General features: G+C 71.8%; 20 protein-coding genes and 1 pseudogene. 9 read left to right on the top strand and 12 right to left on the bottom strand.

All coding sequences use genetic code 11. The features are described from left to right. Positions 1 to 3: 3 nt before the first annotated feature. Positions 4 to 744 (bottom strand): GNAT family N-acetyltransferase, encoded by a 741-nt coding sequence (locus E1212_RS24245; protein WP_131987251.1) that lies wholly within the window; start codon positions 742 to 744, stop codon positions 4 to 6. Between the two features lie 41 nt (positions 745 to 785). On the opposite strand from E1212_RS24245, the pseudogene E1212_RS31225 reads away from it, so the two are divergent. Both E1212_RS31225 and E1212_RS24235 read left to right on the top strand, forming a co-directional pair. After that, positions 786 to 1169, top strand: a pseudogene (locus E1212_RS31225) (nuclear transport factor 2 family protein). 50 nt (positions 1170 to 1219) lie between these two features. Continuing rightward, positions 1220 to 2173 carry a siderophore-interacting protein gene (locus E1212_RS24235; protein WP_131987249.1) on the top strand — a complete coding sequence of 318 codons (954 nt, stop codon included), beginning with the start codon at positions 1220 to 1222 and terminating at the stop codon, positions 2171 to 2173. Between the two features lie 10 nt (positions 2174 to 2183). On the opposite strand, the gene E1212_RS24230 is transcribed toward E1212_RS24235, so the two are convergent. Both E1212_RS24230 and E1212_RS24225 read right to left on the bottom strand, forming a co-directional pair. Continuing rightward, entirely contained in the window at positions 2184 to 2993 is an 810-nt protein-coding gene (locus tag E1212_RS24230; protein ID WP_131987247.1) for an SDR family NAD(P)-dependent oxidoreductase, read from the bottom strand. Between the two features lie 11 nt (positions 2994 to 3004). Further along, positions 3005 to 3880, bottom strand: coding sequence for a helix-turn-helix transcriptional regulator (locus E1212_RS24225; protein WP_131987245.1), 876 nt, complete (start codon positions 3878 to 3880; stop codon positions 3005 to 3007). A gap of 102 nt (positions 3881 to 3982) precedes the next feature. On the opposite strand from E1212_RS24225, the gene E1212_RS24220 reads away from it, so the two are divergent. After that, positions 3983 to 5437 (top strand): MFS transporter, encoded by a 1455-nt coding sequence (locus E1212_RS24220; RefSeq protein WP_131987243.1) that lies wholly within the window; start codon positions 3983 to 3985, stop codon positions 5435 to 5437. Here the strand turns inward: E1212_RS24220 and E1212_RS24215 are convergent. Both E1212_RS24215 and E1212_RS24210 read right to left on the bottom strand, forming a co-directional pair. Continuing rightward, positions 5370 to 5795, bottom strand: a complete 426-nt coding sequence (locus E1212_RS24215) for an MmcQ/YjbR family DNA-binding protein (protein ID WP_131987241.1) — start codon at positions 5793 to 5795, stop codon at positions 5370 to 5372. The two genes, E1212_RS24220 and E1212_RS24215, sit on opposite strands and share 68 nt — an antisense overlap. Before the next feature lie 37 nt (positions 5796 to 5832). Continuing rightward, positions 5833 to 7242 (bottom strand): L-fucose/L-arabinose isomerase family protein, encoded by a 1410-nt coding sequence (locus E1212_RS24210; protein WP_131987239.1) that lies wholly within the window; start codon positions 7240 to 7242, stop codon positions 5833 to 5835. Between the two features lie 106 nt (positions 7243 to 7348). Between E1212_RS24210 and E1212_RS24205 the strand changes: the two genes are divergently transcribed. The 6 genes from E1212_RS24205 to E1212_RS24180 all read left to right on the top strand — a co-directional run bounded on the left by E1212_RS24205 (position 7349) and on the right by E1212_RS24180 (position 13774). Further along, positions 7349 to 8359 (top strand): LacI family DNA-binding transcriptional regulator, encoded by a 1011-nt coding sequence (locus E1212_RS24205; RefSeq protein ID WP_131987237.1) that lies wholly within the window; start codon positions 7349 to 7351, stop codon positions 8357 to 8359. A gap of 104 nt (positions 8360 to 8463) precedes the next feature. After that, positions 8464 to 9789 carry an extracellular solute-binding protein gene (locus E1212_RS24200; protein ID WP_131987235.1) on the top strand — a complete coding sequence of 442 codons (1326 nt, stop codon included), beginning with the start codon at positions 8464 to 8466 and terminating at the stop codon, positions 9787 to 9789. Further along, on the top strand, positions 9786 to 10715 hold the full coding sequence (locus tag E1212_RS24195) for a carbohydrate ABC transporter permease (protein ID WP_131987233.1): 930 nt from the start codon (positions 9786 to 9788) through the stop codon (positions 10713 to 10715). Before E1212_RS24200 ends, E1212_RS24195 begins: the two co-directional genes overlap by 4 nt. Continuing rightward, positions 10699 to 11592: a carbohydrate ABC transporter permease gene (locus E1212_RS24190; RefSeq protein ID WP_131987232.1), complete on the top strand. Its 894-nt coding sequence runs from the start codon at positions 10699 to 10701 to the stop codon at positions 11590 to 11592. Before E1212_RS24195 ends, E1212_RS24190 begins: the two co-directional genes overlap by 17 nt. A 15-nt stretch (positions 11593 to 11607) precedes the next feature. Continuing rightward, complete coding sequence (locus E1212_RS24185; RefSeq protein WP_131987230.1) at positions 11608 to 12663, top strand: glycoside hydrolase family 172 protein; 1056 nt, start codon at positions 11608 to 11610, stop codon at positions 12661 to 12663. Between the two features lie 10 nt (positions 12664 to 12673). Continuing rightward, positions 12674 to 13774, top strand: coding sequence for a DUF4185 domain-containing protein (locus tag E1212_RS24180; protein WP_203417161.1), 1101 nt, complete (start codon positions 12674 to 12676; stop codon positions 13772 to 13774). Positions 13775 to 14014: 240 nt separating this feature from the next. Here E1212_RS24180 and E1212_RS24175 read toward each other — a convergent pair whose 3' ends face one another. From E1212_RS24175 to E1212_RS29635, 7 genes are all read right to left on the bottom strand, one after another. Continuing rightward, a complete protein-coding gene (locus E1212_RS24175; RefSeq protein WP_131987228.1) occupies positions 14015 to 14743 on the bottom strand; it encodes a hypothetical protein in 729 nt (242 codons plus the stop codon). 52 nt (positions 14744 to 14795) lie between these two features. Then, positions 14796 to 16013 (bottom strand): NADP-dependent isocitrate dehydrogenase, encoded by a 1218-nt coding sequence (locus tag E1212_RS24170; RefSeq protein WP_131987226.1) that lies wholly within the window; start codon positions 16011 to 16013, stop codon positions 14796 to 14798. Between the two features lie 63 nt (positions 16014 to 16076). Next, a complete protein-coding gene (locus E1212_RS24165; RefSeq protein ID WP_131987224.1) occupies positions 16077 to 17063 on the bottom strand; it encodes a malate dehydrogenase in 987 nt (328 codons plus the stop codon). 38 nt (positions 17064 to 17101) lie between these two features. Then, positions 17102 to 17455 carry a DUF3017 domain-containing protein gene (locus tag E1212_RS24160; protein WP_203417160.1) on the bottom strand — a complete coding sequence of 118 codons (354 nt, stop codon included), beginning with the start codon at positions 17453 to 17455 and terminating at the stop codon, positions 17102 to 17104. Next, a complete protein-coding gene (locus E1212_RS24155; RefSeq protein WP_131987222.1) occupies positions 17452 to 18579 on the bottom strand; it encodes a citrate/2-methylcitrate synthase in 1128 nt (375 codons plus the stop codon). The genes E1212_RS24160 and E1212_RS24155 overlap by 4 nt, the downstream gene beginning before the upstream one ends. Before the next feature lie 74 nt (positions 18580 to 18653). After that, positions 18654 to 19523: a bifunctional methylenetetrahydrofolate dehydrogenase/methenyltetrahydrofolate cyclohydrolase gene (locus E1212_RS24150; protein WP_131987220.1), complete on the bottom strand. Its 870-nt coding sequence runs from the start codon at positions 19521 to 19523 to the stop codon at positions 18654 to 18656. Between the two features lie 43 nt (positions 19524 to 19566). Then, a complete protein-coding gene (locus E1212_RS29635) occupies positions 19567 to 19740 on the bottom strand; it encodes a DUF5302 domain-containing protein (RefSeq protein WP_162605609.1) in 174 nt (57 codons plus the stop codon). Positions 19741 to 19927: the final 187 nt, after the last annotated feature.

The raw sequence follows: 19927 nt of genomic DNA, 5'->3' as shown, positions 1-19927 counted from the left end.
CCGTCAGCGCACGACGGCGCGAGTGGCGAAGGCCTGGCCCACCCGGAAGCCGAGACGGAGGTAGAGCCGGCGGGCGACGGCGTTGTCGGCGTACATGCCGAGCGTGACAGCGTTCGCGCCGGCCGCCAGCGCGGCCCGGGTGGCCGCGGCCGTCACGTCGGCGGCGAGCCCGCGGCCGCGGAACGACGGATGCGTGGCGATCGCCCGCAGGTGCCGGACACCGGGCACCTGCTCGTGCTCGGCCGCGCACGCCACCAGCGTGCCGGCGCCGTCGCGCACCCCGAACCAGGCCCGCACGCTCGGGTCGCCGGGTTGCGCGGACGTGCGCGGCGACGACGCCCGCAGCAGCTCGGCGAGGTCGTCCAGGTCGTCGTCGCCCAGCTCGGCGACGGCGGCCTCGCCCGGACGCCGGTCAGGCGCGGTCGCCGTCCAGAACCAGTCCCAGTCGTCGCCGTCGCCCAGGACGGAGTCGACGTGCGGCAGCGCGTCGACCGCGATGACGACTCGGGCCACCGGCGCCCCCGCCAGCACCGACGTCGTCAGCCGGCCCGCCGCCGCGCCGACGCCGACGGCCACCAGGACGTGACCGTGCCGGCCGGTCACCGTCCAGCCGACCGCGTCGCCGAGGGCCCAGGCTCGCTCGAACCCGGCCTGGTCGTGGTGCCAGCGCACGAACGGATGGTTCCCGCTGGCGGCCAGCAACGCCGCGTGGTCGGGCAGGTCGATCAGCGCGGACGTCAGCACCGAACCAGGGTAACGACGCTGTCCGCGCGATGATCGTCGGCATGACGCCCTCCGATCCGCACGCCTTCGCCCGCGACTGGGTCGCCGCCTGGAACGCCCACGAGGCCGTGCTCCGGCACTTCCACGAGGACGTCGTCTTCACCTCGCCGGTCGCGGCGCGGGTGCTGCCGGAGTCGGGCGGGGTGCTCCGCGGCCAGGACGAGTAGCGCCGGTACTGGACCGAGGGGCTGCGGCTCATGCCCGACCTGCGCTTCACGATCGAGGCCGTCCACACGGGCGTCACCGCCGTCGTTATCACGGACCGGAACCAGAAGGACGTGCTGGTGAACGAGGTACTGATCTTCGACGGCGACCTCGTGCGCGAGGACCACGGCACCTACCCCGGCGAGACCACGTCCGGGCCGGGCGTGCGATCAAGGAACTGATCGGTTAGCCTCTCCTAAGTAAGGCGAAGCAACCTTCACCCGGGGACTCGATGACCATCGCGACCACCGAGCGTGCCGTCCGGCGCGCCGCAGACGTGCCGTCCTGGCGCCCGTTCCGGGTGACCGTGGCCCGCGTCCAGCAGCTCACGCCGTGCTTCCTGCGCATCACCTTCACCGGTGGCGACCTCGACGAGTTCGGTCACGACGGCCCCGACCAGCGCATCAAGATCTACCTCCCGGCCCCCGGCCGCGGCCTGCCCGACTTCGCCGGCGCCGACTGGTACGCGCAGTACCGGTCCATGGACCCCGAGATCCGCGGCTACGTGCGCACCTACACGATCCGCGCCGTCCGGCCCGCGCAGCGCGAGGTCGACGTCGACTTCGCCCTGCACGGCGACGCCGGCCCGGCCTCGGCCTGGGCGGTCCGTGCCGCCGTCGGCGACGAGGTCGCGCTGGTCGGCCCGAACCGGTTGTTCGGCGCCGATTGCCAGGGCCACGAGTGGAACCCGCCGGTCGACGTCCGCGACGTGCTGATCGCCGGTGACGAGACCGCGGTTCCCGCCGTCAGCGGCATCCTCGAGCGGCTGCGCGGCACGCTCGCTCCCGGCGCCCGGCTGCAGGTCTTCCTCGAGGTTCCCGACGACGGCGACGTCCTGCCGCTGATCGCCCCGGACCAGGCCGAGGTGACCTGGCTGTCGCGCCGCCGTCCCGACGGCACCGTCGCGGCCAACGGCGAGCTGCTTGTCGATGCCGTGTGCGCGGCGGAGTTCGGCCGCGGCGCCCGGGCCGCCGCTCTCGATGTGAGCGCCGTTGACACCGTCGACATCGACCTCGAGGTGCTGTGGGAGGTCGCCGCCACGGCCGGCAGCAGCGCCTACGCGTGGATCGCGGGCGAGGCCGGCGCCGTCAAGACCATCCGCCGGCACCTGGTCCGCGAGCGCGGCATCGACAAGGGCGCGGTGTCGTTCATGGGCTACTGGCGCACGGGCCGCGCCGAGAACTGAGCGGCAGAGCTCAGCGCAGCCGCACGACGCTGCCGGTCAGCAGCCGGGCCTCGTCGGAGACGACCCAGGCGATGACCTCGGCCACCTCCTCGGGCGTGGCCACGTGGTTGAGCTCGCGGCTGGCCTCGACGGCGGCGCGGACCTCGTCGGTGACCCAGCCGGTGTCGGTGACCGGCGGATAGACGATGTTGGCCGTCACGCCGTACGACGCGAGCTCGACCGACGCGGACATCGTGTAGTTCTCCTGGGCCGCCTTGGCCGCGCCGTAGGACACCTCGTCGGGGAAGCCGTGCTGGCCGCCCGACGTCAGCCCGACGATGCGCCCCCACGTGGCGCCGCGGTCGACGTGGCGGCGGGCGAACTCGGCGATGAGCAGCGCGGGCGCCATGGCGTCGACGCCGAACTGCTGCCGGAACGTCTGCGCGGTGACCTGGCTCATGGGCCGGCCGAACCGGTCGGCCGTCACCGGCGTGAAGGTGTCCTGGACCCAGCCGCTGGCGTTGTTGACCAGGATGTCGACCGGTCCCAGGTGCTGCTCGGCGAGGTCGAACAGCCGGGCCGGAGCCTCGGGGTCGGTGAGGTCGGCCTCGACGGCGTGAGCGCGGGCCCCCGCGGCCTCGACCGCCGCGACGACGTCGGCGGCGTCGCCGCGGCGGGCCAGGTTGTACGCCTCCTCCTGGCCCTCGGCGTCGCCCGGCCGGTAGAACGCGACGAGCACGGACACCCCTCGCCGAGCCAGGGCGACCGCGGTGGCGGCACCGATGCCGGCGTTGGCTCCGGTGACGAGGGCGACGTGCGACGGCGACGTGGGCCGGCTCATGGGGTCCATCCTCACCCGGCGGCACAGAGCAGGCGCAGCGCGGCCTGCGAGCTGCTGCCCGGGCGGGCCGTGTGGGTGAGGATGCGCTGGCCGTCGCCGTCGGGCAGGTGCAGCACCTCGTAGTCGAGGTCGAGGTCGCCGACGGCCGGGTGGTGCAGCAGCCGGGTGCCGCTGGTGCACAGCCGCACGGTGTGCCGGGCCCAGAGCGTCGCGAACGCACCGCTGCCCAGGCTCAGCTCGCCGACCAGCTCGACCAGCCGGCGGTCGTCGGGGAACTGCGCGGCGACGTAACGCAGTGACGCCACCGCGAGCGCGGCCTCGGCCTCCCAGTGGCGGTGCAGCTCGCGGGTGTGCGGGTCGAGGAAGAGCATGCGGACGAGGTTCGGCCGCGACGCCGGCCGGGCGGGCGCCTCGGCGTCGAGGTGCCCGGCCAGCAGCAGGTGCCCGGGGTGGTTCCACGCGAGGATGTCGTTGCGCCGCCCCAGCAGCAGCGCCGGCACACCGGCCATCGCCTGCAGCAGCTGGACGGCGCCGGCGTGCGGGACCTCGGGCCGCGGCGCCCGCCGCCGCTTGACCGGGGCGGGCCGGGCCAGCGCGTACAAGTGGGCGCGCTCGTCGTCGTCGAGTCGCAGCGCACGGGCCAGGGCGTCGACGACGGCGTCGGACGCGTTGGCGGACTGGCCCTGCTCGAGCCGGGTGTAGTACGCCACCGACACCCCGGCGAGCTGGGCCAGCTCTTCGCGGCGCAGGCCCTGCACCCGGCGCCGCCCGTAGCTGCGCACGCCCACCTCGTCGGGCGTGAGGCGGTCGCGGCGGGAGCGCAGGAACCGGCCCAGCTCGGTCGCGGCCCGCTCGGCCCGCTCGGCGGGGACGAGTCGCTCGGTCATGTCCTCATTCTGCGCGGCCGCCGGCGCCGGTGCCTGACCCTGACGGTGGTAGGCAACCCAGGGGCCTGGCTGCCCGGGCCGGCCGGTCGGAGGCTCGCCGGCATGAGCACCCACACCGACCTCCGGCGGGGTCCGGCCGCGCCGCCGCGGTTCACGGCGGCCGAGCGGCTCGCCCTCGCCGTGCTGCTGACGGCGAACTTCACCCTCGCCGTCGACTTCTCGATCCTCAATGTCGCCCTGCCGCGCATCGGCCAGGACCTCGGCTTCGCCACCGCCCACCTGCAATGGATCGTCACCTCGTTCGCGCTCTGCGCCGCCGGCGGCACGCTGTTCTTCGGGCGCGTGGCAGACGTGTTCGGGCGGCGCCGGCTGTTCCTGGCCGGCATCGCCGTGCTCGGCGCCGCGTCGGTGGCCGGCGGACTGGCCCAGGGACCGGCGCTGCTGATCGTGGCCCGCGTGGCGCAGGGCGTCGCGACGGCGATGGTCACGCCCGCGGCGCTGTCGCTGCTGACCACGCTGTTCCCGGAGGGTCGCATCCGCACCCGCGTGCTCGGACTCAACGGCGCGCTCATGGCCGCCGGGTTCACCACCGGCGCGGTCCTGGGCGGCGTGCTGACCGGCGCCGTGAGCTGGCGCTGGGCGTTCTACGTCAACGTGGCGGTCGCGGCGGCGGTGCTGGTCGCCGGCCCGTTCGTGCTCACCGGCGGCAGGGCGCAGCGCCGGCCGCGGCTCGACGCGCCCGGTGCGGCCCTCGTCACCCTCGCGCTGGTCGCCGTCGTGTACGGCATCACCGCCGCCGGCGAGTCCGGCTGGGCGCACTCCGGCGCGTGGGGCGTGCTGCTCGCGGCCGCCGCGCTGCTGGTGGTGTTCTGGCTGGTCGAGAACCGGGTGTCCGAGCCGCTGGTCGCGCCGTCGGTCCTGCGCCGCAGGAACGTCTCGTGGGGTGCGGTGGCCGGGCTTCTCGCCTTCGCCACGGAGACCGCGCTGGTGTTCCTGCTGACGCTGTACCTGCAGGACGTGCTCGGCTTCGGCGCCGTCGCCGCCGGTCTCGCGCTGGCCGTGCTCGGCACCGGCACGGTGATCGGCGGCCTCGCCGCGTCGCGGGTCATCGGCCGCATCGGCGCCCGGCGCGCCATGGTGGCCGGCTTCGTCGTGCAGGCCGCGGCGACGCTGCCGCTGGCCTTCGCCGGCGAGTCGTCCGGCTGGATCGTGCCGCTGCTGGTCCTGACCTTCGTCGGTGGCGCGGCGAACCTCGTGGTGATCGTGGGCTACGCCGTCACCACCACGGCGGGTGTCCCGGACGAGCAGCAGGGCCTGGCGACCGGACTGGTCACACTGAGCCAGCAGGTCGGCATCACCCTGGGCACGCCGCTGCTCTCGGCCGTGCTGGCCGCCCGGCTCGGCGACGGGCTGCTGCCCGGTCTGCGGCTGGCCATGGGCGTCGACGCCGTGATCTGCCTGGCCGCGGCGCTGCTGGTGGCGGTGGCGCTCAGGACGCCGGACCGCGAACCTGGGCGACCAGCTTCTTCGGCGCCAGCACGCAGTAGCTCTCGGTGACGAGCTCGGCGATCTCGGCCCAGTCGGCGTCGTGGTCGGGCAGCACCAGTACGACGACGTCGCGGCCCCAGCTGCCCTTGAAGAACGGTGGGCCGCCGGCCACCAGCGCCTCGAACTCCTCGGGCGGCGCGCGGAAGGTCAGCAGCGGCAGCGGCTCCGTGCGGCCGCCGCCGACGGCCCGGGTGTAGACGATGTGGTGATCGGGGTCGATGGTGAGCACGTGCGCGAAGGTGCGCCCGCGCACCCGCCACCGGGTGCCGATCCAGGCCTGCTCCTCGTAGGCGCCGGGCAGGGCCAGGCAGATCTCGCGCAGCGGCTCGACGAGCTCGTCGGGTACGTCGTCGTCGTGCTGCACCATCCGACGAGGCTAGCTCCCGGGTCCGACACCGTCGCCGTCACGACCCGAGCGGCTGGTAGTCGACGTCGAGCAGGCGGCAGACCTGCTCGAGCTCGGCCAGGTAGTCGCCCGGGACGGCGTGGATGTGGTTGGCGCCGAACCGCGTCAGGAACTCCGCGGCCGGGACGTCCATGCGGGTGAACGCGTGCGGCCACTCGAACGTCGACTGCCGCGCCAGCTGCTCGTTGACCTCGTCGCCGTAGTCCTCGAACGCGCCGCGGACGACCTGCATGCGGTAGCGGCCGCTGTGCCGGGTGAGCCGGGCCAGCGTCATGTCCCCGGGGGCCGCCACGTGGTGCACCGACGCGCCGCCGGCCGGGAAGAAGAACACCTCCGGGTACAGGTGCACGCGGCGCAGGTTCTCGGCCGGGTCGTCGCTGCGGGCGGCGTACCAGGTGGCGTGCTGGCCGGAGTTGCACAGGTCCCAGATGTCGCGGTCGGCGTGGTAGTGCCGGACGTCGGCGAAGAGCACCGGGTCGCCCGAGATCAGCTTGAGGATCTGCATGGTCAGCGCGGCGTCCATGTCCGACTCCGTCGCGCAGACGTGGGTGGGCTTCGGGCCCTCCCAGTCGTACGGGTCGTTGAGGAACGCCTCGGTGATGTCCATGGTCGCGAAGTGCGTGGTCAGCTCCGGCTGGCCCTTGATGCCGGAGAAGTCGAGATTCCACTCGTCGATCAGCTCGCGCACCGCGTGGTAGGAGCGGATCTGCCGCTCCAGCAGCTCAGGGGTGAGCTGCTTGCCGTCGTAGTGGACGTCGGCGTGCCGCTCGAGCCATTCGCGGCCGGCCCGGGCCCGCGAGTCGGGCACCAGGTCGGAACGGCGGACGATCTCCCACTGGTCGATCTCCTCGACGTCGACGCCGAACGTCGACAGCCACTGGTCGGTGTTGGCGACGGCGGTGTACATGCCCATGGGCCGGCCGCCGAACCGGCCGAACGTGCTGCCGCGCAGGCCGCCCACCGCCTGCGCCGCGCGCACGTGCACCAGCAGCCGCCCCAGCGTCTCGGGGTCGGCGACGTCGCCCCACACCCGGCCGTGCACCCGGCCGATCTGGTCCAGCGCGCCGCCCGCGGCCAGCATGCCGACCATGCCCGGCTGCACCGGGTCGATGTTCGACAGCAGCACGAGCGGCCCCGGCGTCGCGTCGGCCGCGAGCATGGAGAAGTGCGGGAACGCCCAGACGGAGTAGTTGAAGATCGTGACGTCGGGCCGCGCCTCGGCGACCTGCCGCGCCAGACTCGAGGCCAGCGCGTTCGTCCAGACCGGCTCCGGCGCCCGGACCACGTCGTGCCCGGCGCCCTCCAGTGCCGCGGCGATCGCGTCCTCCGACGAGCGGGCCCAGCCCTCGATGTCGCGGTGGACGAAGTCGCGCCCGTCGGAGATGGTGAGCAGGCCGATACGTGCCACGGTGCACTCCTCACGTCGGCGGGAACACTCAGAAATCGATTGCCCGTCACGCTAGGATGACCGCGGAGCAGATGTCAACGGGGGCAGCGCCGGAACGGGGGCACGGGTGGTCACCATCTACGACGTCGCACGTCACGCGGGCGTATCGGCCGCCACCGTGTCGCGCGTGCTCAACGGCCACGTCAAGGTCGACCCCGTCCTGGCCGGACGGGTCGCCGACGCCGTCGCCCAGCTCGGCTACCGCCGCAACGCCGTCGCCCGCAACCTGCGCACCCGCCAGACCACGCTGTGGGCGGTCATCGTCTCCGACGTCGAGAACCCGTTCTTCACGTCCATGGTGCGCGGCATCGAGGACGTCGCGCTCTCCGCGGGATACTCCGTCGTGCTCTGCAACAGCGACGAGAACCCCGAGAAGGAGTCGAACTACATCGCGGCGGCGCTGGCCGAGCGCATGGCCGGTGTGGTCATCTCGCCGTCGTCGCACCGGGTCGACGACGTCGAGCTGCTGCTCCAGGCCGGGTGTCCGGTGGTGGTCATCGACCGCGAGCTGGCCGGCATCAGCACCGACACCGTCCTCGTCGACAACGAGCACGGTGCGCAGATCGGCACCGCGCACCTCGTCGACCAGGGCTTTCGCCGAATCGCCTGCATCGCTGGGCCGCGCTGGCTCAGCACTGCCACCCAGCGCCTCGACGGCTACGGCAAGGCGCTGCGCGCGGCCGGGCTGCCGGTCGACCCCGCGCTGGTGCGGCACGCCGACTTCCGCGAGCGCGGCGGCTACGAGGCCATGGCGTCGCTGCTCGACGACAACGCCGCGGCGCCGCCCGACGCCGTCTTCGCCGCCAACAACCTCATGACCATCGGCGCCATGGAGTGCATGGTCGAGCGCGGCGTCGCGGTGCCGTCCGAGGTCGCCATCGTCGGGTTCGACGCCATCCCGTGGGCCGACCTCATCCGGCCCACGCTGACCACCGTCGCGCAGCCCACCTACGAGGTGGGCCGGCGGGCGGCGCAACTGCTGGCCAAACGGCTGGCCAGCCCCACTGCGGACCCCACCCACGTGGTGCTGCCGACCGCCCTGCAGATCCGGGCCAGCTCGATCCGCGCCACCGACTGACCGCGCTGACTCACCCCTTGACAGCCGATGGAGCCCGCGCCTAGCGTCGTCGAAATCGATTTCTCAGCCGACATCGGGGTCGGCGAGAGAGACGGAGACGCGAGATGGCCGGTTCCCGCCCCCACGTGCTCACCCGCCGTCAGTTCACCACCAGGATGGTCGCCGCCGGTGCCTCCGTCGGCGTCCTCGGGCCGCTGCTCTCCTCGTGCGGAGGCGGCGACGACAGCAGCAGCGACGGCGGCGGCGGGCCGATCCAGTTCTGGAAGTTCGTCGCCGAGAACGACGACCCGCAGATCGAGGCGGCGATCAAGCGCTGGAACGCCGAGCACGCCGACATGCAGGTGAAGTTCCAGACCTTCCCCTTCGGCGACTACACCGGGACCAAGCTGACCACCGCGTTCGCCGCCGGCAACGGCCCGGACGTGTTCTGGATCAGCCCCGGCGCGTTCCTCAACTACGTCAACACCGGCGTCTCCGCGCCGGTCGACGACCTCGTCGACAAGAACGCCTACAACCCCGCCTCGGTCGCCGCCGTCTCCGTCGACGGGAAGATGCAGGCGCTGCCGTTCGAGATCGAGCCGGTCGCGCTGTTCTACCGCGAGGACCACCTGGCCGACGCCGGCCTGGAGCCGCCCACCACCTGGGACGGGCTGTTCTCCGCCGCCCAGCAGCTCACCGCCGGCGAGCGCAAGGGGATCATTATCGAGGTCGCGCCCGGCCCGTACCAGAACTTCACCTGGTACCCGTTCCTCTGGAGCGCCGGCGGCGAGGTCGTCAACGACGACTCCACCGAGTCCGCGTTGCGCTCCCCCGAGGCGGCCGCGGCGTTCGACCTGTGGGGGCGCCTCGTCACCGAGGGCTATGCGCCCAACGACAACGCGACGTCGACCACCGACATCGGCACCCTCGGCCGCGGCGAGACGTCCATGCAGGTCTGCGGATTCTGGGCCATCGCCGCGCTGCAGGAGCAGTTCGCCGACCAGCCCATCGGCGTCATCCCGATCCCCGCGCCCGACGGCGGCACCCCCGTCTCGGTCTACGGTGGCTGGACCCAGATGCTCAACGCCGAGAGCCCACGGCTGGACGCGGCCAAGGCGTTCACGAAGTGGCTGTGGACCGAGGACGACGTGTTCCCCGAGGAGTGGGCCTGCCGGGCCGGCTCGAAGTTCTCCCCGCGCGAGGCCGTGAACGAGGCCTGCAACGACGTGTTCGGCGCCGACCCGCACAGCGTGTTCGCCGACCGGATCCTGCCGATCGCCCGGGCCGAGCCGCGCTACCCCGACCAGGTGGTCAAGGCCGTCGGCGACGGCCTGCAGGCGGCGATGTTCCGTGGCGCGAGCGGCGAGGACGCGGCGGCGCTGGCGGCCGACGCCATCGACACGTTCCTGTCCTCCTACCAGGGGGCGCCGCTCAACCCCGAGACCACGTGAGCGCCGCGGTCGAGACGACGCCGGCACCGGCGAGCCGCACGCCGCGCTGGTGGCGGACCCGGCGCGGCGAGCAGCGGCTGGTCGGGTACGCGTTCCTGCTGCCGGACCTGCTGGGCCTCGCGGTCTTCGTGGCGCTGCCGATCCTGGGCGCGTTCTACATCTCCTTCCACGACTGGACCGGCATCGGGGCGCGCGAGTGGACCGGCACGGCCAATTACGAGACGCTGCTGCAGGACCAGGCGTTCCGCGACTCGCTGAAGATCACCGCGGTCTACACCGTCACGTTCGTGCCGCTGCTGTTCGTGCTCTCGCTGGCGCTGGCGCTGCTGGTCAACCGCGGGCTCGCGCTGAGCGGGTTCTTCCGGTCGGCCTACTTCGCGCCGTTCATGGTGTCGCTGGTGGTGGCGTCGGTCGTCTGGGGCTTCATGCTGCAGGACCCCGGCGGCGTGCTGAACGCGATCCTCGGGCTGTTCGGCATCGAGCCGCAGCCCTGGCTCGGCTCGACCCGGCTGGCGATGGTGTCGGTGATCCTGGTGACGCTCTGGCAGGGCGTCGGCTACAGCATGATCATCTTCCTGACCGGCCTGCAGGACATCCCGAAGGTCTACTACGAGGCGGCGGTGGTCGACGGCGCCGGCGCGTGGCGGCGCTTTCGCGGCATCACCCTGCCGCTGCTGCGGCCCACCAGCGTGTTCGTCCTGCTCATCACGTTCATCAGCGCACTGCAGCTGTTCGATCCGATCTACGTGCTGACGCAGGGCGGCCCGGCCGGGGCCACGCGGACCACCGTCGTCTACATCTACGAGACCGCGTTCCAGTTCCTGCAGCTGGGCTACGCATCGGCGCTGTCGGTGGCGCTGTTCGTGATCATCCTGGTCTTCTCCCTCCTCCAGCTACGGATCTTCCGCCATGAGTCCTACGACTGAGGCCGCGCCGGTCCGCGATGTGACCAGTCGCCCGCAGGTCGCGCGGCGCCGCCGTCGGCACCGGCCGGCCGACCGGATCGTCCTGTACGCGCTGGCCGTCCTGGCGTTCGTCGTGCTGGCCGGGCCGCTGCTGTGGATGCTGTCCAGCTCGCTCAAGGACGGCTCCGAGGTGCTGGCCAACCCGCCGACCGTGGTGCCGCGCGAGCTGCACTTCCGGAACTACGTCGACGTGTTCGAGCAGGTGCCGTTCGCGCGGTACATGATGAACTCGCTGTTCGTCGCGACGGCGGTGACGGCGGTGTCGCTGCTGTTCCACTCGATGGCGGCCTACTCGCTGGCCCGGTTGCGCTTCCCCGGCCGCAACGCGATCTTCCTGGCGATCCTGTCGACCCTGATGGTGCCGTTCACCGTCATCGTGATCCCGCTGTTCATCATCGTCGACTGGCTCGGCTGGGTGGACACCTACCAGGGCCTGATCATCCCGATGATCCCGCACGCGTTCGGGATCTTCCTGCTGCGCCAGTTCTACCTGTCGCTGCCGCGGGAGCTCGAGGAGGCGGCGATCGTCGACGGCGCCGGATTGGTCAAGGTGTACTGGCACATCGTGCTGCCGTTGTCGCGGCCGATCCTGGCGGCGCTGGGCATCTTCTTCTTCCTGGCCAACTGGAACAACTTCCTGTGGCCGCTGATCGTCACGCAGTCGCAGGAGCTGTGGGTCGTGCAGCTGGGCGTGCAGCAGTTCACCGGCCAGCACGGCACGCAGTACCACCTGATCATGGCCGCCTCGACGCTGGCGGCGCTGCCGACGCTGATCCTGTTCTTCGTCCTCCAGCGCCGGCTCGTGGAGGGCATCAAACTGACCGGCCTCAAGGGCTGAAGGAGCGGACCGCCGATGACCGGACCCCTGTCGAACCTGCCGCGGCTCACCGGCACCCGGAGCGCCCGCGCCTCCAGCTGGGACCGGACGGGCGGCAACGACGACCGCCTCACCATCGCGCCGGGCGACAGCGCCGTGCTGGCCGAGATCGACGAGCCGGGCGTCGTGCGGCACATCTGGGTGACGATCGCCTGCGACGACGAGCACTACCTGCGCAAGATCGTGCTGCGGATGTACTGGGACGGCGCCGGCACGCCCTGCGTCGAGGCGCCGGTGGGCGACTTCTTCGGCCTCGGGCACGCGCAGCACCGCAACTTCGTGTCGCTGCCGCTGCAGATGAGCCCGCAGGACGGCAAGGCGTTCAACTGCTGGTTCCCCATGCCGTTCGACTCCGCCCGGCTCGAGGTGGCCAACGAGTGCGGCACCGACGTGATCTTCTACTACTACGTCGACTACGAGCTGACCGGCGAGTCCGACCCGCGGGCCGGCCGGTTCCACACCCAGTGGCGGCGGCAGAACCCGACCGACGGGCTCGCCGACGAGTCCGGACTGACGAACGCCGAGTTCCAGTTCGGCGGCTCCAACACCGACGGCGCAGGCAACTACGTGCTGCTCGACGCCGTGGGCGAGGGCCACTACGTCGGCTGCCACGTCGACATCGAGAACCTGCGCCAGGTCGGGCCCGCCCGGTTCAACTGGTACGGCGAGGGCGACGACATGATCTTCGTCGACGGCGAGCCGTTCCCGCCGGCGCTGCACGGCACCGGGACCGAGGACTACTTCAACACCGCCTGGTGTCCGTCGGAGGAGTACAACGCGCCGTACCACGGCATCGTGCTGCCGGGCGGGCAGAACTGGTCCGGGAAGATCTCGCTCTACCGCTACCACGTCGAGGATCCGGTCCGGTTCCAGCGGTCGATCAAGGTGACCATCGAGCACGGGCACGACAACCATCGCTCCGACGACTGGTCCAGTACGGCGTACTGGTACCAGACCGAACCGCACGCCCCGTTCCCGCCGCTGCCGGCCGTCGGCGCCCGCCTGCCGCACCCGGACGAGCGGCTGTTCTGAGGAGGACGTCATGGGCTCCACGCTGCCCGTCCTGGCCGGCACCGGCCTGCTGCTGGCGACGGCGCTGACCGCGCCCGCCACGGAAGGCGAGCTGACACCGTCGTCGATGGATGGCGTGGGCCTGACGGTCACGCGCGGCGAGCCGGTGGCGCTGCTCACCGGGGCCGGCTCGATCAACGAGACCGCCGCGAACTACCAGGTGCACGGCACCGACCTGGGGATCATGTGGGACAACGGCGCCGGCCAGGTGTTGATGGCCTTCGGCGACACCTACGGAGAGGGCTGGGGTGGCAACGGCGCCGGCCCGCGCGAGGCGGACTGGCGCTGCAACGTGCTGGCGAAGTCCTCGGACCGCGACCTCGCCGACGGCATGTCGTTCGACACGATGGTGCAGGACCGGCCCGGGCACGCCGGCCAGCTGCTCGACTGCCTCAAGCAGAACGGCGTCGAGGAGACGGTCATCCCGACGGCCGGCATCACCGTCCGTGGCCGCAGCTTCATCCACTACATGTCGGTGAACCACTGGGGCCCGGCCGGCACCTGGTTCACCAACCACTCCGGCATCGCCTGGTCCGACGACGACGGCGAGACGTGGACGAAGGACCCGGACGCCGTCTGGCCGAACTCGCCGCAGTGGGACTCGAACTTCCAGATGACGGCGTTCGCCCGGCAGGGCGGGCACGTGTACCTCTTCGGCACCCCCAACGGCCGCTGGGGCGACGCGCACGTGGCCCGGGTGCCGGCGGGGAAGGTGGTGGACAAGGACGCGTACCGGTACTGGGACGGCGCGCGCTGGTCGCCGTCGGAGGCGGCCGCGGCTCCCGTCGCCGAGGGCCCGATCGGCGAGCTGTCCGTGCAGTACAACGCCTACACCGGCCGCTGGCTCATGAGCTACCTCGACGAGTCGCGGGCCCAGATCGTGCTGCGCGACGCGCCCCGGCCGACCGGCCCGTGGGGCGAGGAACAGGTCGTCGTCGACGGCGCCGAGTACCCGGCGCTCTACGGCGGGTTCCTGCACCCGTGGTCCAGTGGGCCGGACCTCTACTTCGCGCTGACCAAGTGGGGCCCGTACAACGTGACGCTGATGCGCTCGACCCTCGCACGGCGGTGACGGCGGCGTCACGACCAGAGGCTCGGGATGGGGTGCCGCGACCTGTCTCGGGTGATGACATCTCGGCGACGACGAACTCCGGGGCCGCCTCGGCCCGGAGCCGAGTCATGACGAAGGTGTCGAGAACTCGGCCGAGCGTGTCTCCGTCCCGCATCAGCCCGGCGACGTCGAGACGAAGATCAGCCAGTGCCAGCGACGGGTCGGGCGATGTCCCGCAGCACAAGCCGATGCGCTCGTCCCTCACACGGGGGTGACGGCGGCGATGCTGACGTCGAAGCCGGCGCCGTCGTCGTCGCCGCCGAGCTCGCGCAGCTCGACGCAGATGCCGGTCTCGACGTCGAGGGCGACCGTGAACGCGTCGGCGAAGGCGCGCTCCTCAGGCTCCGGGCCGCCCTCGGCCCGCAGCAGGCCGGCCGCGACCTCGCCGAACAGCAGCGCGCAGCAGGTGCAGCGCGGGTCGTAGGCCGCGGCGGGTCGGACGGTGGCCCCGTAGGTGTCGCGGCCCTCACGGACCAGCTGCTCGACCGAGAGCACGTCGACGCCGCCGGACAGCTCGACCGGGTCGAGCATGGCGACCCACAGGTAGTTCTCGTACATGGGGTCGTCGTAGGCGACGGCGACGCCGGACGGCCGCTGCGCGACCAGCCCGTCGGGGCGGCGCACCGGCGCGGGCGCGGCCGGGTCGAGCGGGACGGTGACCTGGGGCGGCTCGACCGGCGAGACCGGCGAGACCGGCTCACCGTCGGAGCTGACCGCGAAGACGATGCCGCGGTCGGCCGGCGTCTCGTCGACCAGGTGCTCGTTGCCCTCGTGGTCGACGACGCGCATGCGGCCGGGCCGCTCGATCCAGGCCCGCACCTCGTGGTCGGCCGTGATCGCGTCGCCGACCAGCCGCCGGGTCAGCTCCACCGACCGCCAGCGCCAGGGCGACGAGCGCGCGAGCGCCCGGAAGGTCTCCTCGTCCACCATGCGGTCGAGCCTAAGCTCCGGCCCGACCGCACGGCGAACGGCTCTGCGGTTCTCAGACGAGGCGCTTGGCGAGGTTCTCGTCGAGCGCGCCGAGGAAGTCCTCGGTGGTCTTCCACTCCTGGTCCGGCCCGACCAGCAGCGCGAGGTCCTTCGTCATGACGCCGGACTCGACGGTCTTGATGACGACGTCCTCGAGCGTCTCGGCGAAGCCGGTGACGTCGGGGGTGTTGTCGAGCTTGCCGCGGTGCTTGAGGCCGCCGGTCCAGGCGTAGATCGACGCGATCGGGTTGGTCGACGTCGGCTTGCCGGCCTGGTGCTGGCGGTAGTGCCGGGTGACGGTGCCGTGCGCGGCCTCGGCCTCGACCGTCTTGCCGTCGGGCGTCATGAGCACCGACGTCATGAGGCCGAGCGAGCCGAACCCCTGGGCGACGGTGTCGGACTGGACGTCGCCGTCGTAGTTCTTGCAGGCCCAGACGTAGCCGCCCTCCCACTTCAGCGCGGCCGCGACCATGTCGTCGATGAGCCGGTGCTCGTAGGTGAGGCCGGCCTTCTCGAAGTCGGCCTTGAACTCGCGCTCGAAGACGTCGGCGAAGATGTCCTTGAACGCGCCGTCGTAGGCCTTGAGGATCGTGTTCTTGGTCGACATGTAGACCGGGTAGTTGCGCTGCAGGCCGTAGGAGAACGAGGCCCGGGCGAAGTCCTCGATGGACTTGTTGTAGTTGTACATGCCCATGGCCACGCCGCCGTCGTCGCCGTAGTTGGCGACCACGTGCTGGATCGGCTCGGAGCCGTCGGCCGGGGTGAAGGTGATGGTCAGCTCGCCGGCGCCCGGCACCTTGAAGTTGGTGGCCTTGTACTGGTCGCCGTGGGCGTGACGACCGATGATGATCGGCTTGGTCCAGCCCGGCACGAGCCGCGGGACGTTGCTGATGATGATCGGCTCGCGGAAGACCACGCCGCCGAGGATGTTGCGGATCGTGCCGTTGGGCGAGACCCACATCTTCTTCAGGCCGAACTCCTCGACCCGGGCCTCGTCGGGCGTGATGGTGGCGCACTTGACGCCGACGCCGTGCTCCTTGATGGCGTGGGCGGCGTCGATGGTGACCTGGTCGTCGGTGGCGTCGCGGTGTTCGATGCCCAGGTCGTAGTAGCGCAGGTCGATGTCGAGGTACGGATGGATCAGGCGGTCCTTGATGAAGGACCAGATGATCCGCGTCATCTCGTCGCCGTCGAGCTCGACGACGGGCCCGGCTACCTTGATCTTCGCCATGTCAGCGTCTCCCGGATGATGAAGTTTGTCTCGACGTCAAGATAACAGACGTGCGCGGCGGGCTCAGATGAGGCCCAGCGCCGCGACCGCGTCGCGCTCCTCGGTCAGCTCCTGCACCGACGCGTCGATGCGCTGCCGGGAGAAGTCGCTGATCTCGAGGTCCTGGACGATCTCCCAGGCGCCGCCGCGCGAGACCACCGGGAACGACGAGATGATGCCCTCGGGCACGCCGTAGGAGCCGTCGGACACGATGGCGGCCGACGTCCAGTCGCCCTCGGGAGTGCCGTTGACCCAGTCGTGCACGTGGTCGATGGCCGCGTTGGCCGCCGACGCCGCCGACGACGCCCCGCGCGCCTCGATGATCGCGGCGCCGCGCTTGGCCACCGTCGGGATGAAGTCGTCGGTCAGCCAGGCCTCGTCGACCAGCTCCGACGCCGGCTTCCCGGCGACCTCGGCGTGGAAGATGTCGGGGTACTGGGTGGCGGAGTGGTTGCCCCAGATGCTCAGCCGGCTGATGTCGGCGACGCCCACGCCCAGCTTCGCCGACAGCTGCGACAGCGCGCGGTTGTGGTCGAGGCGGGTCATGGCGGTGAACCGGTCGGCGGGGACGTCCGGCGCGTGCGACCGGGCGATGAGCGCGTTGGTGTTGGCCGGGTTGCCGACGACCAGCACCCGCACGTCGTCGGCGGCGCCGGCGTTGATGGCCTCGCCCTGCGGCTTGAAGATGCCGCCGTTGGCCTCGAGCAGGTCGCCGCGCTCCATGCCCTTGGTCCGGGGCCGCGCCCCGACGAGCAGGGCGACGTTGGCGCCGTCGAACGCCTGGGTCGGGTCGTCATAGATGTCGATGCCGCTGAGCAGCGGGAACGCGCAGTCGTCGAGCTCCATCGCGGTGCCCTCGGCGGCCTTGACGGCCGGCGGGATCTCGAGCAGCTTGAGCCGTACCGGGGTGTCGGCCCCCAGCAGCTGGCCCGACGCCACCCGGAAGAGCAGTGCGTAGCCGATCTGACCGGCCGCGCCGGTGACGGTGACGTTGACGGGCGCCTGGGCCATGGTGGTTCTTCTCCTCGGTGAGCTGAAGGGGTTCGGGATCAGGACGGGGGCGGGACGATGAGCGACGCGATCAGGGTCCCCGCCCCCAGGAACCCCAGCGTCAGCAGGTCGATGGCGCGCGAGCGCACCTTGAGCAGGCCGGCGACGCCGCTGGGCAGCACCGCCCGCAGAACGACCGCCAGGCAGATGCCGCCGGCGATGATGGACGTGCCCCGGCGGAAGTGGTTGTCGGCGACGATGACGGTGCCGACGGCGATGACCGCGAGCACCAGCAGCAGCGGCCACTGCCGGAACACCGCGCGCAGCCAGCTCGCGGGCATGAGCCGCCGCTCGGCGGCCGCGGCCCAGCGGCTGCTGGCCGCCGCACGATGGGTACCGGCGCGTGTGCTCACCGCTTCGAGATCTCCACCCACTGCTGGTTCTGCGGCCCGGTGTAGTCGCTGTCGGGCCGGATGAGGCGATTGTCCTCGTGCTGCTCGATGACGTGCGCCGTCCAGCCGCTCATCCGCGAGATCGCGAACACCGGCGTGAACAGGTCCGTCGGGATGCCCAGCGCGTGGTAGACGCTGGCGGCGAAGAAGTCGACGTTGGGGTACAGGCCCTTCTCGTCGAGCACCACCTGCTCCATGCGGCGGGAGAACTCGTAGTAGCGGCGGTTGCCGGTGAGGTCGGCCAGCTCCTCGCTCATGGTGCGCAGGTGCGTGGCTCGCGGGTCCTCGGTCTTGTACACCCGGTGGCCGAACCCCATGATCTTGCGGCCCGCGGCGAGCTCGTCGCGGACGAACTGGTCGACCTCGCCCACCTCTCCGTCAATGCTGGTGAGGGTCTTCATGACCGCCTCGTTGGCGCCGCCGTGCAGCGGCCCGCGCAGCGCGCCCATGGCACCGGTGATGGCCGAGTGCATGTCGGACAGCGTGGCGGCGATGACCCGGGCCGTGAACGTCGAGGCGTTCATCGTGTGGTCGGCATGCAGCACCAGGCACTCGTCGAAGAGCTCCGCGGCCCGCGGCGCCGGCCGCTCACCGGTGATCTGCAGCAGGAAGTTGCCGGCGATGCCGAGTTCCGGGTCGGCGTCGGGGACCTCGCGGCCGGAGCGCTGTCCCTCGTAGGCGGCGACCAGCACCGGCATCTGCGCGACCAGCCGGGTGGCCTTGCGGCGGTCGGCCTCGATGGACGCGTCGGACGCGTCGGGGTCGTCGATCGCCAGCGACGACACCAGCGTGCGCAGCGCCTCCATGGGCGTGCCGCTCTGCACGACGGACGGCAGCAGCGTGGTGGCGACCGCTCCGTACTGCCGGCCGTCGGCCAGCTCCGTCATCAGGCCGTCGAGCTCCGCCTGCGTGGGGAGCGTGCCCCGCTGGAGCAGGTGGACGCACTCTTCGAAGGAGATGCGCCCGGCGATGTCGTGGATGTCGTAGCCGCGATAGATCAGCCGTCCCTCTCGCCCGTCGATGTCGGAGATCGACGTGGACGCGGCCACGACGTCGGCGAGGCCGCGCGGAGACTTCTCGGCCATGGAATGTGTCCTCCTCAAGGGGAAGAACGAACCGGCCTGACAGCACCGATCCGCTCGCCGGGCGTGGGTCCGGCCTACGCGGGGACGGCGGCCTCGGCCGCCTCGACCACGTTGGCCAACAGCATTGCACGAGTCATGGGCCCGATCCCCCCGGGCATGGGCGCGAGATGTCCCGCGACCTCGCGCACCTCGGGCGCGACGTCGCCGGTGTAGCGGCCCTTGCCGTCGGGCCCGACGACGCGCGTGATGCCGACGTCGAGGACGGCCGCCCCCGGCTTGATCATGTCGGCCGTGACGAGTCCCGGCACCCCGGCCGCGGCGATGACGATGTCGGCCCGCCGCACGGTGCCCGCGAGGTCGCGGGTGCCGGTGTGGCAGACGGTGACGGTGGCGTTCTCGGTGCGCCGGGTGAACAGCAGCCCCATGGGCCGGCCCGCGGTGACGCCGCGCCCGACGATGACCAGTTCGGCGCCGTCGACCGGGACGTCGTAGCGGCGCAGCAGCTCGAGGCAGCCGCGCGGCGTGCACGGCAGCGGCGCCGGCTGCATGAGCACGAGCTTGCCGAGGTTCTGCGGGTGCAGGCCGTCGGCATCTTTCGCCGGGTCGATGGCCGAGAGCACGCGCTCCTCGTCCAGCCCCTTCGGGAGCGGCAGCTGGACGATGAAGCCGTGACACGCGGGGTTCTCGTTGAGCTGCGCGACGGCCGCCTCGACCTCGGCCTGCGTGGCCGTGGCGGGCAGCTCGACCTGCAACGACTCGATGCCGACCTCGGCGCAGTCGCGGTGCTTGCCGGCGACGTAGGCATGGCTGCCGGGGTCGTCGCCCACCAGCACCGTGCCGAGGCCCGGGACCACCCCCCGTTCGCCGAGGGCCTTGACCCTGGCGGTGAGCTCGGAACGGATGGTCGCCGCTGTGTTCTTGCCGTCGAGAATCTTCGCGCTCACGTATCTGATTCTCGCATGGCCGGGACTGCCGGCCGAACGGCGATCAGCCGCTCTTGCGCCGGAACATCCGCTGGGTCTTCGCGGCGTCCTCGTGCGAGGGGCCGGTGCCGGACACTTGGTCGTCCGGGTGCTCGTGGTCGGCGGCCTTCTTCCGCTCGAGGGCCTCGCGCATCTTGGCCTTGAGCTCTTCGTTGCCGCCTGACTTCTTGGCTGCCATGCCGTCACCCTACCCCGCCGACTCGGCTGATCATCGCCGATTCACCGGGCACCGCCCACCCGCTCGCCCACCCCGGAATGACGCTTCTATGTCAAGCGGCTGGCTGGTGGCAGGTCAGCGGTGGGATGTCGCGGCGGAGCGTGCGGTGGATGACGTCGGTGAGGTGGCGTTTGAGCACGCGCATGGC

The sequence above is a fragment of the Jiangella ureilytica genome (genome assembly GCF_004348545.1).
In the GTDB taxonomy this organism is placed as follows: domain Bacteria; phylum Actinomycetota; class Actinomycetes; order Jiangellales; family Jiangellaceae; genus Jiangella; species Jiangella ureilytica.
This window is presented reverse-complemented; position numbering and strand designations above follow the sequence as displayed.

What these genes read in the sequence shown, in the direction of transcription:
- E1212_RS24155 (WP_131987222.1), bottom strand. Translation starts at nt 18,579, where the DNA reads ATGGCCGAGAAGTCTCCGCGCGGCCTCGCCGACGTCGTGGCCGCGTCC.
- E1212_RS29635 (WP_162605609.1), bottom strand. Translation starts at nt 19,740, where the DNA reads ATGGCAGCCAAGAAGTCAGGCGGCAACGAAGAGCTCAAGGCCAAGATG.
- E1212_RS24165 (WP_131987224.1), bottom strand. Translation starts at nt 17,063, where the DNA reads ATGGCCCAGGCGCCCGTCAACGTCACCGTCACCGGCGCGGCCGGTCAG.
- E1212_RS24200 (WP_131987235.1), top strand. Translation starts at nt 8,464, where the DNA reads ATGGCCGGTTCCCGCCCCCACGTGCTCACCCGCCGTCAGTTCACCACC.
- E1212_RS24230 (WP_131987247.1), bottom strand. Translation starts at nt 2,993, where the DNA reads ATGAGCCGGCCCACGTCGCCGTCGCACGTCGCCCTCGTCACCGGAGCC.
- E1212_RS24215 (WP_131987241.1), bottom strand. Translation starts at nt 5,795, where the DNA reads ATGGTGCAGCACGACGACGACGTACCCGACGAGCTCGTCGAGCCGCTG.
- E1212_RS24175 (WP_131987228.1), bottom strand. Translation starts at nt 14,743, where the DNA reads ATGGTGGACGAGGAGACCTTCCGGGCGCTCGCGCGCTCGTCGCCCTGG.
- E1212_RS24170 (WP_131987226.1), bottom strand. Translation starts at nt 16,013, where the DNA reads ATGGCGAAGATCAAGGTAGCCGGGCCCGTCGTCGAGCTCGACGGCGAC.
- E1212_RS24225 (WP_131987245.1), bottom strand. Translation starts at nt 3,880, where the DNA reads ATGACCGAGCGACTCGTCCCCGCCGAGCGGGCCGAGCGGGCCGCGACC.
- E1212_RS24180 (WP_203417161.1), top strand. Translation starts at nt 12,674, where the DNA reads ATGGGCTCCACGCTGCCCGTCCTGGCCGGCACCGGCCTGCTGCTGGCG.
- E1212_RS24220 (WP_131987243.1), top strand. Translation starts at nt 3,983, where the DNA reads ATGAGCACCCACACCGACCTCCGGCGGGGTCCGGCCGCGCCGCCGCGG.
- E1212_RS24185 (WP_131987230.1), top strand. Translation starts at nt 11,608, where the DNA reads ATGACCGGACCCCTGTCGAACCTGCCGCGGCTCACCGGCACCCGGAGC.
- E1212_RS24235 (WP_131987249.1), top strand. Translation starts at nt 1,220, where the DNA reads ATGACCATCGCGACCACCGAGCGTGCCGTCCGGCGCGCCGCAGACGTG.
- E1212_RS24190 (WP_131987232.1), top strand. Translation starts at nt 10,699, where the DNA reads ATGAGTCCTACGACTGAGGCCGCGCCGGTCCGCGATGTGACCAGTCGC.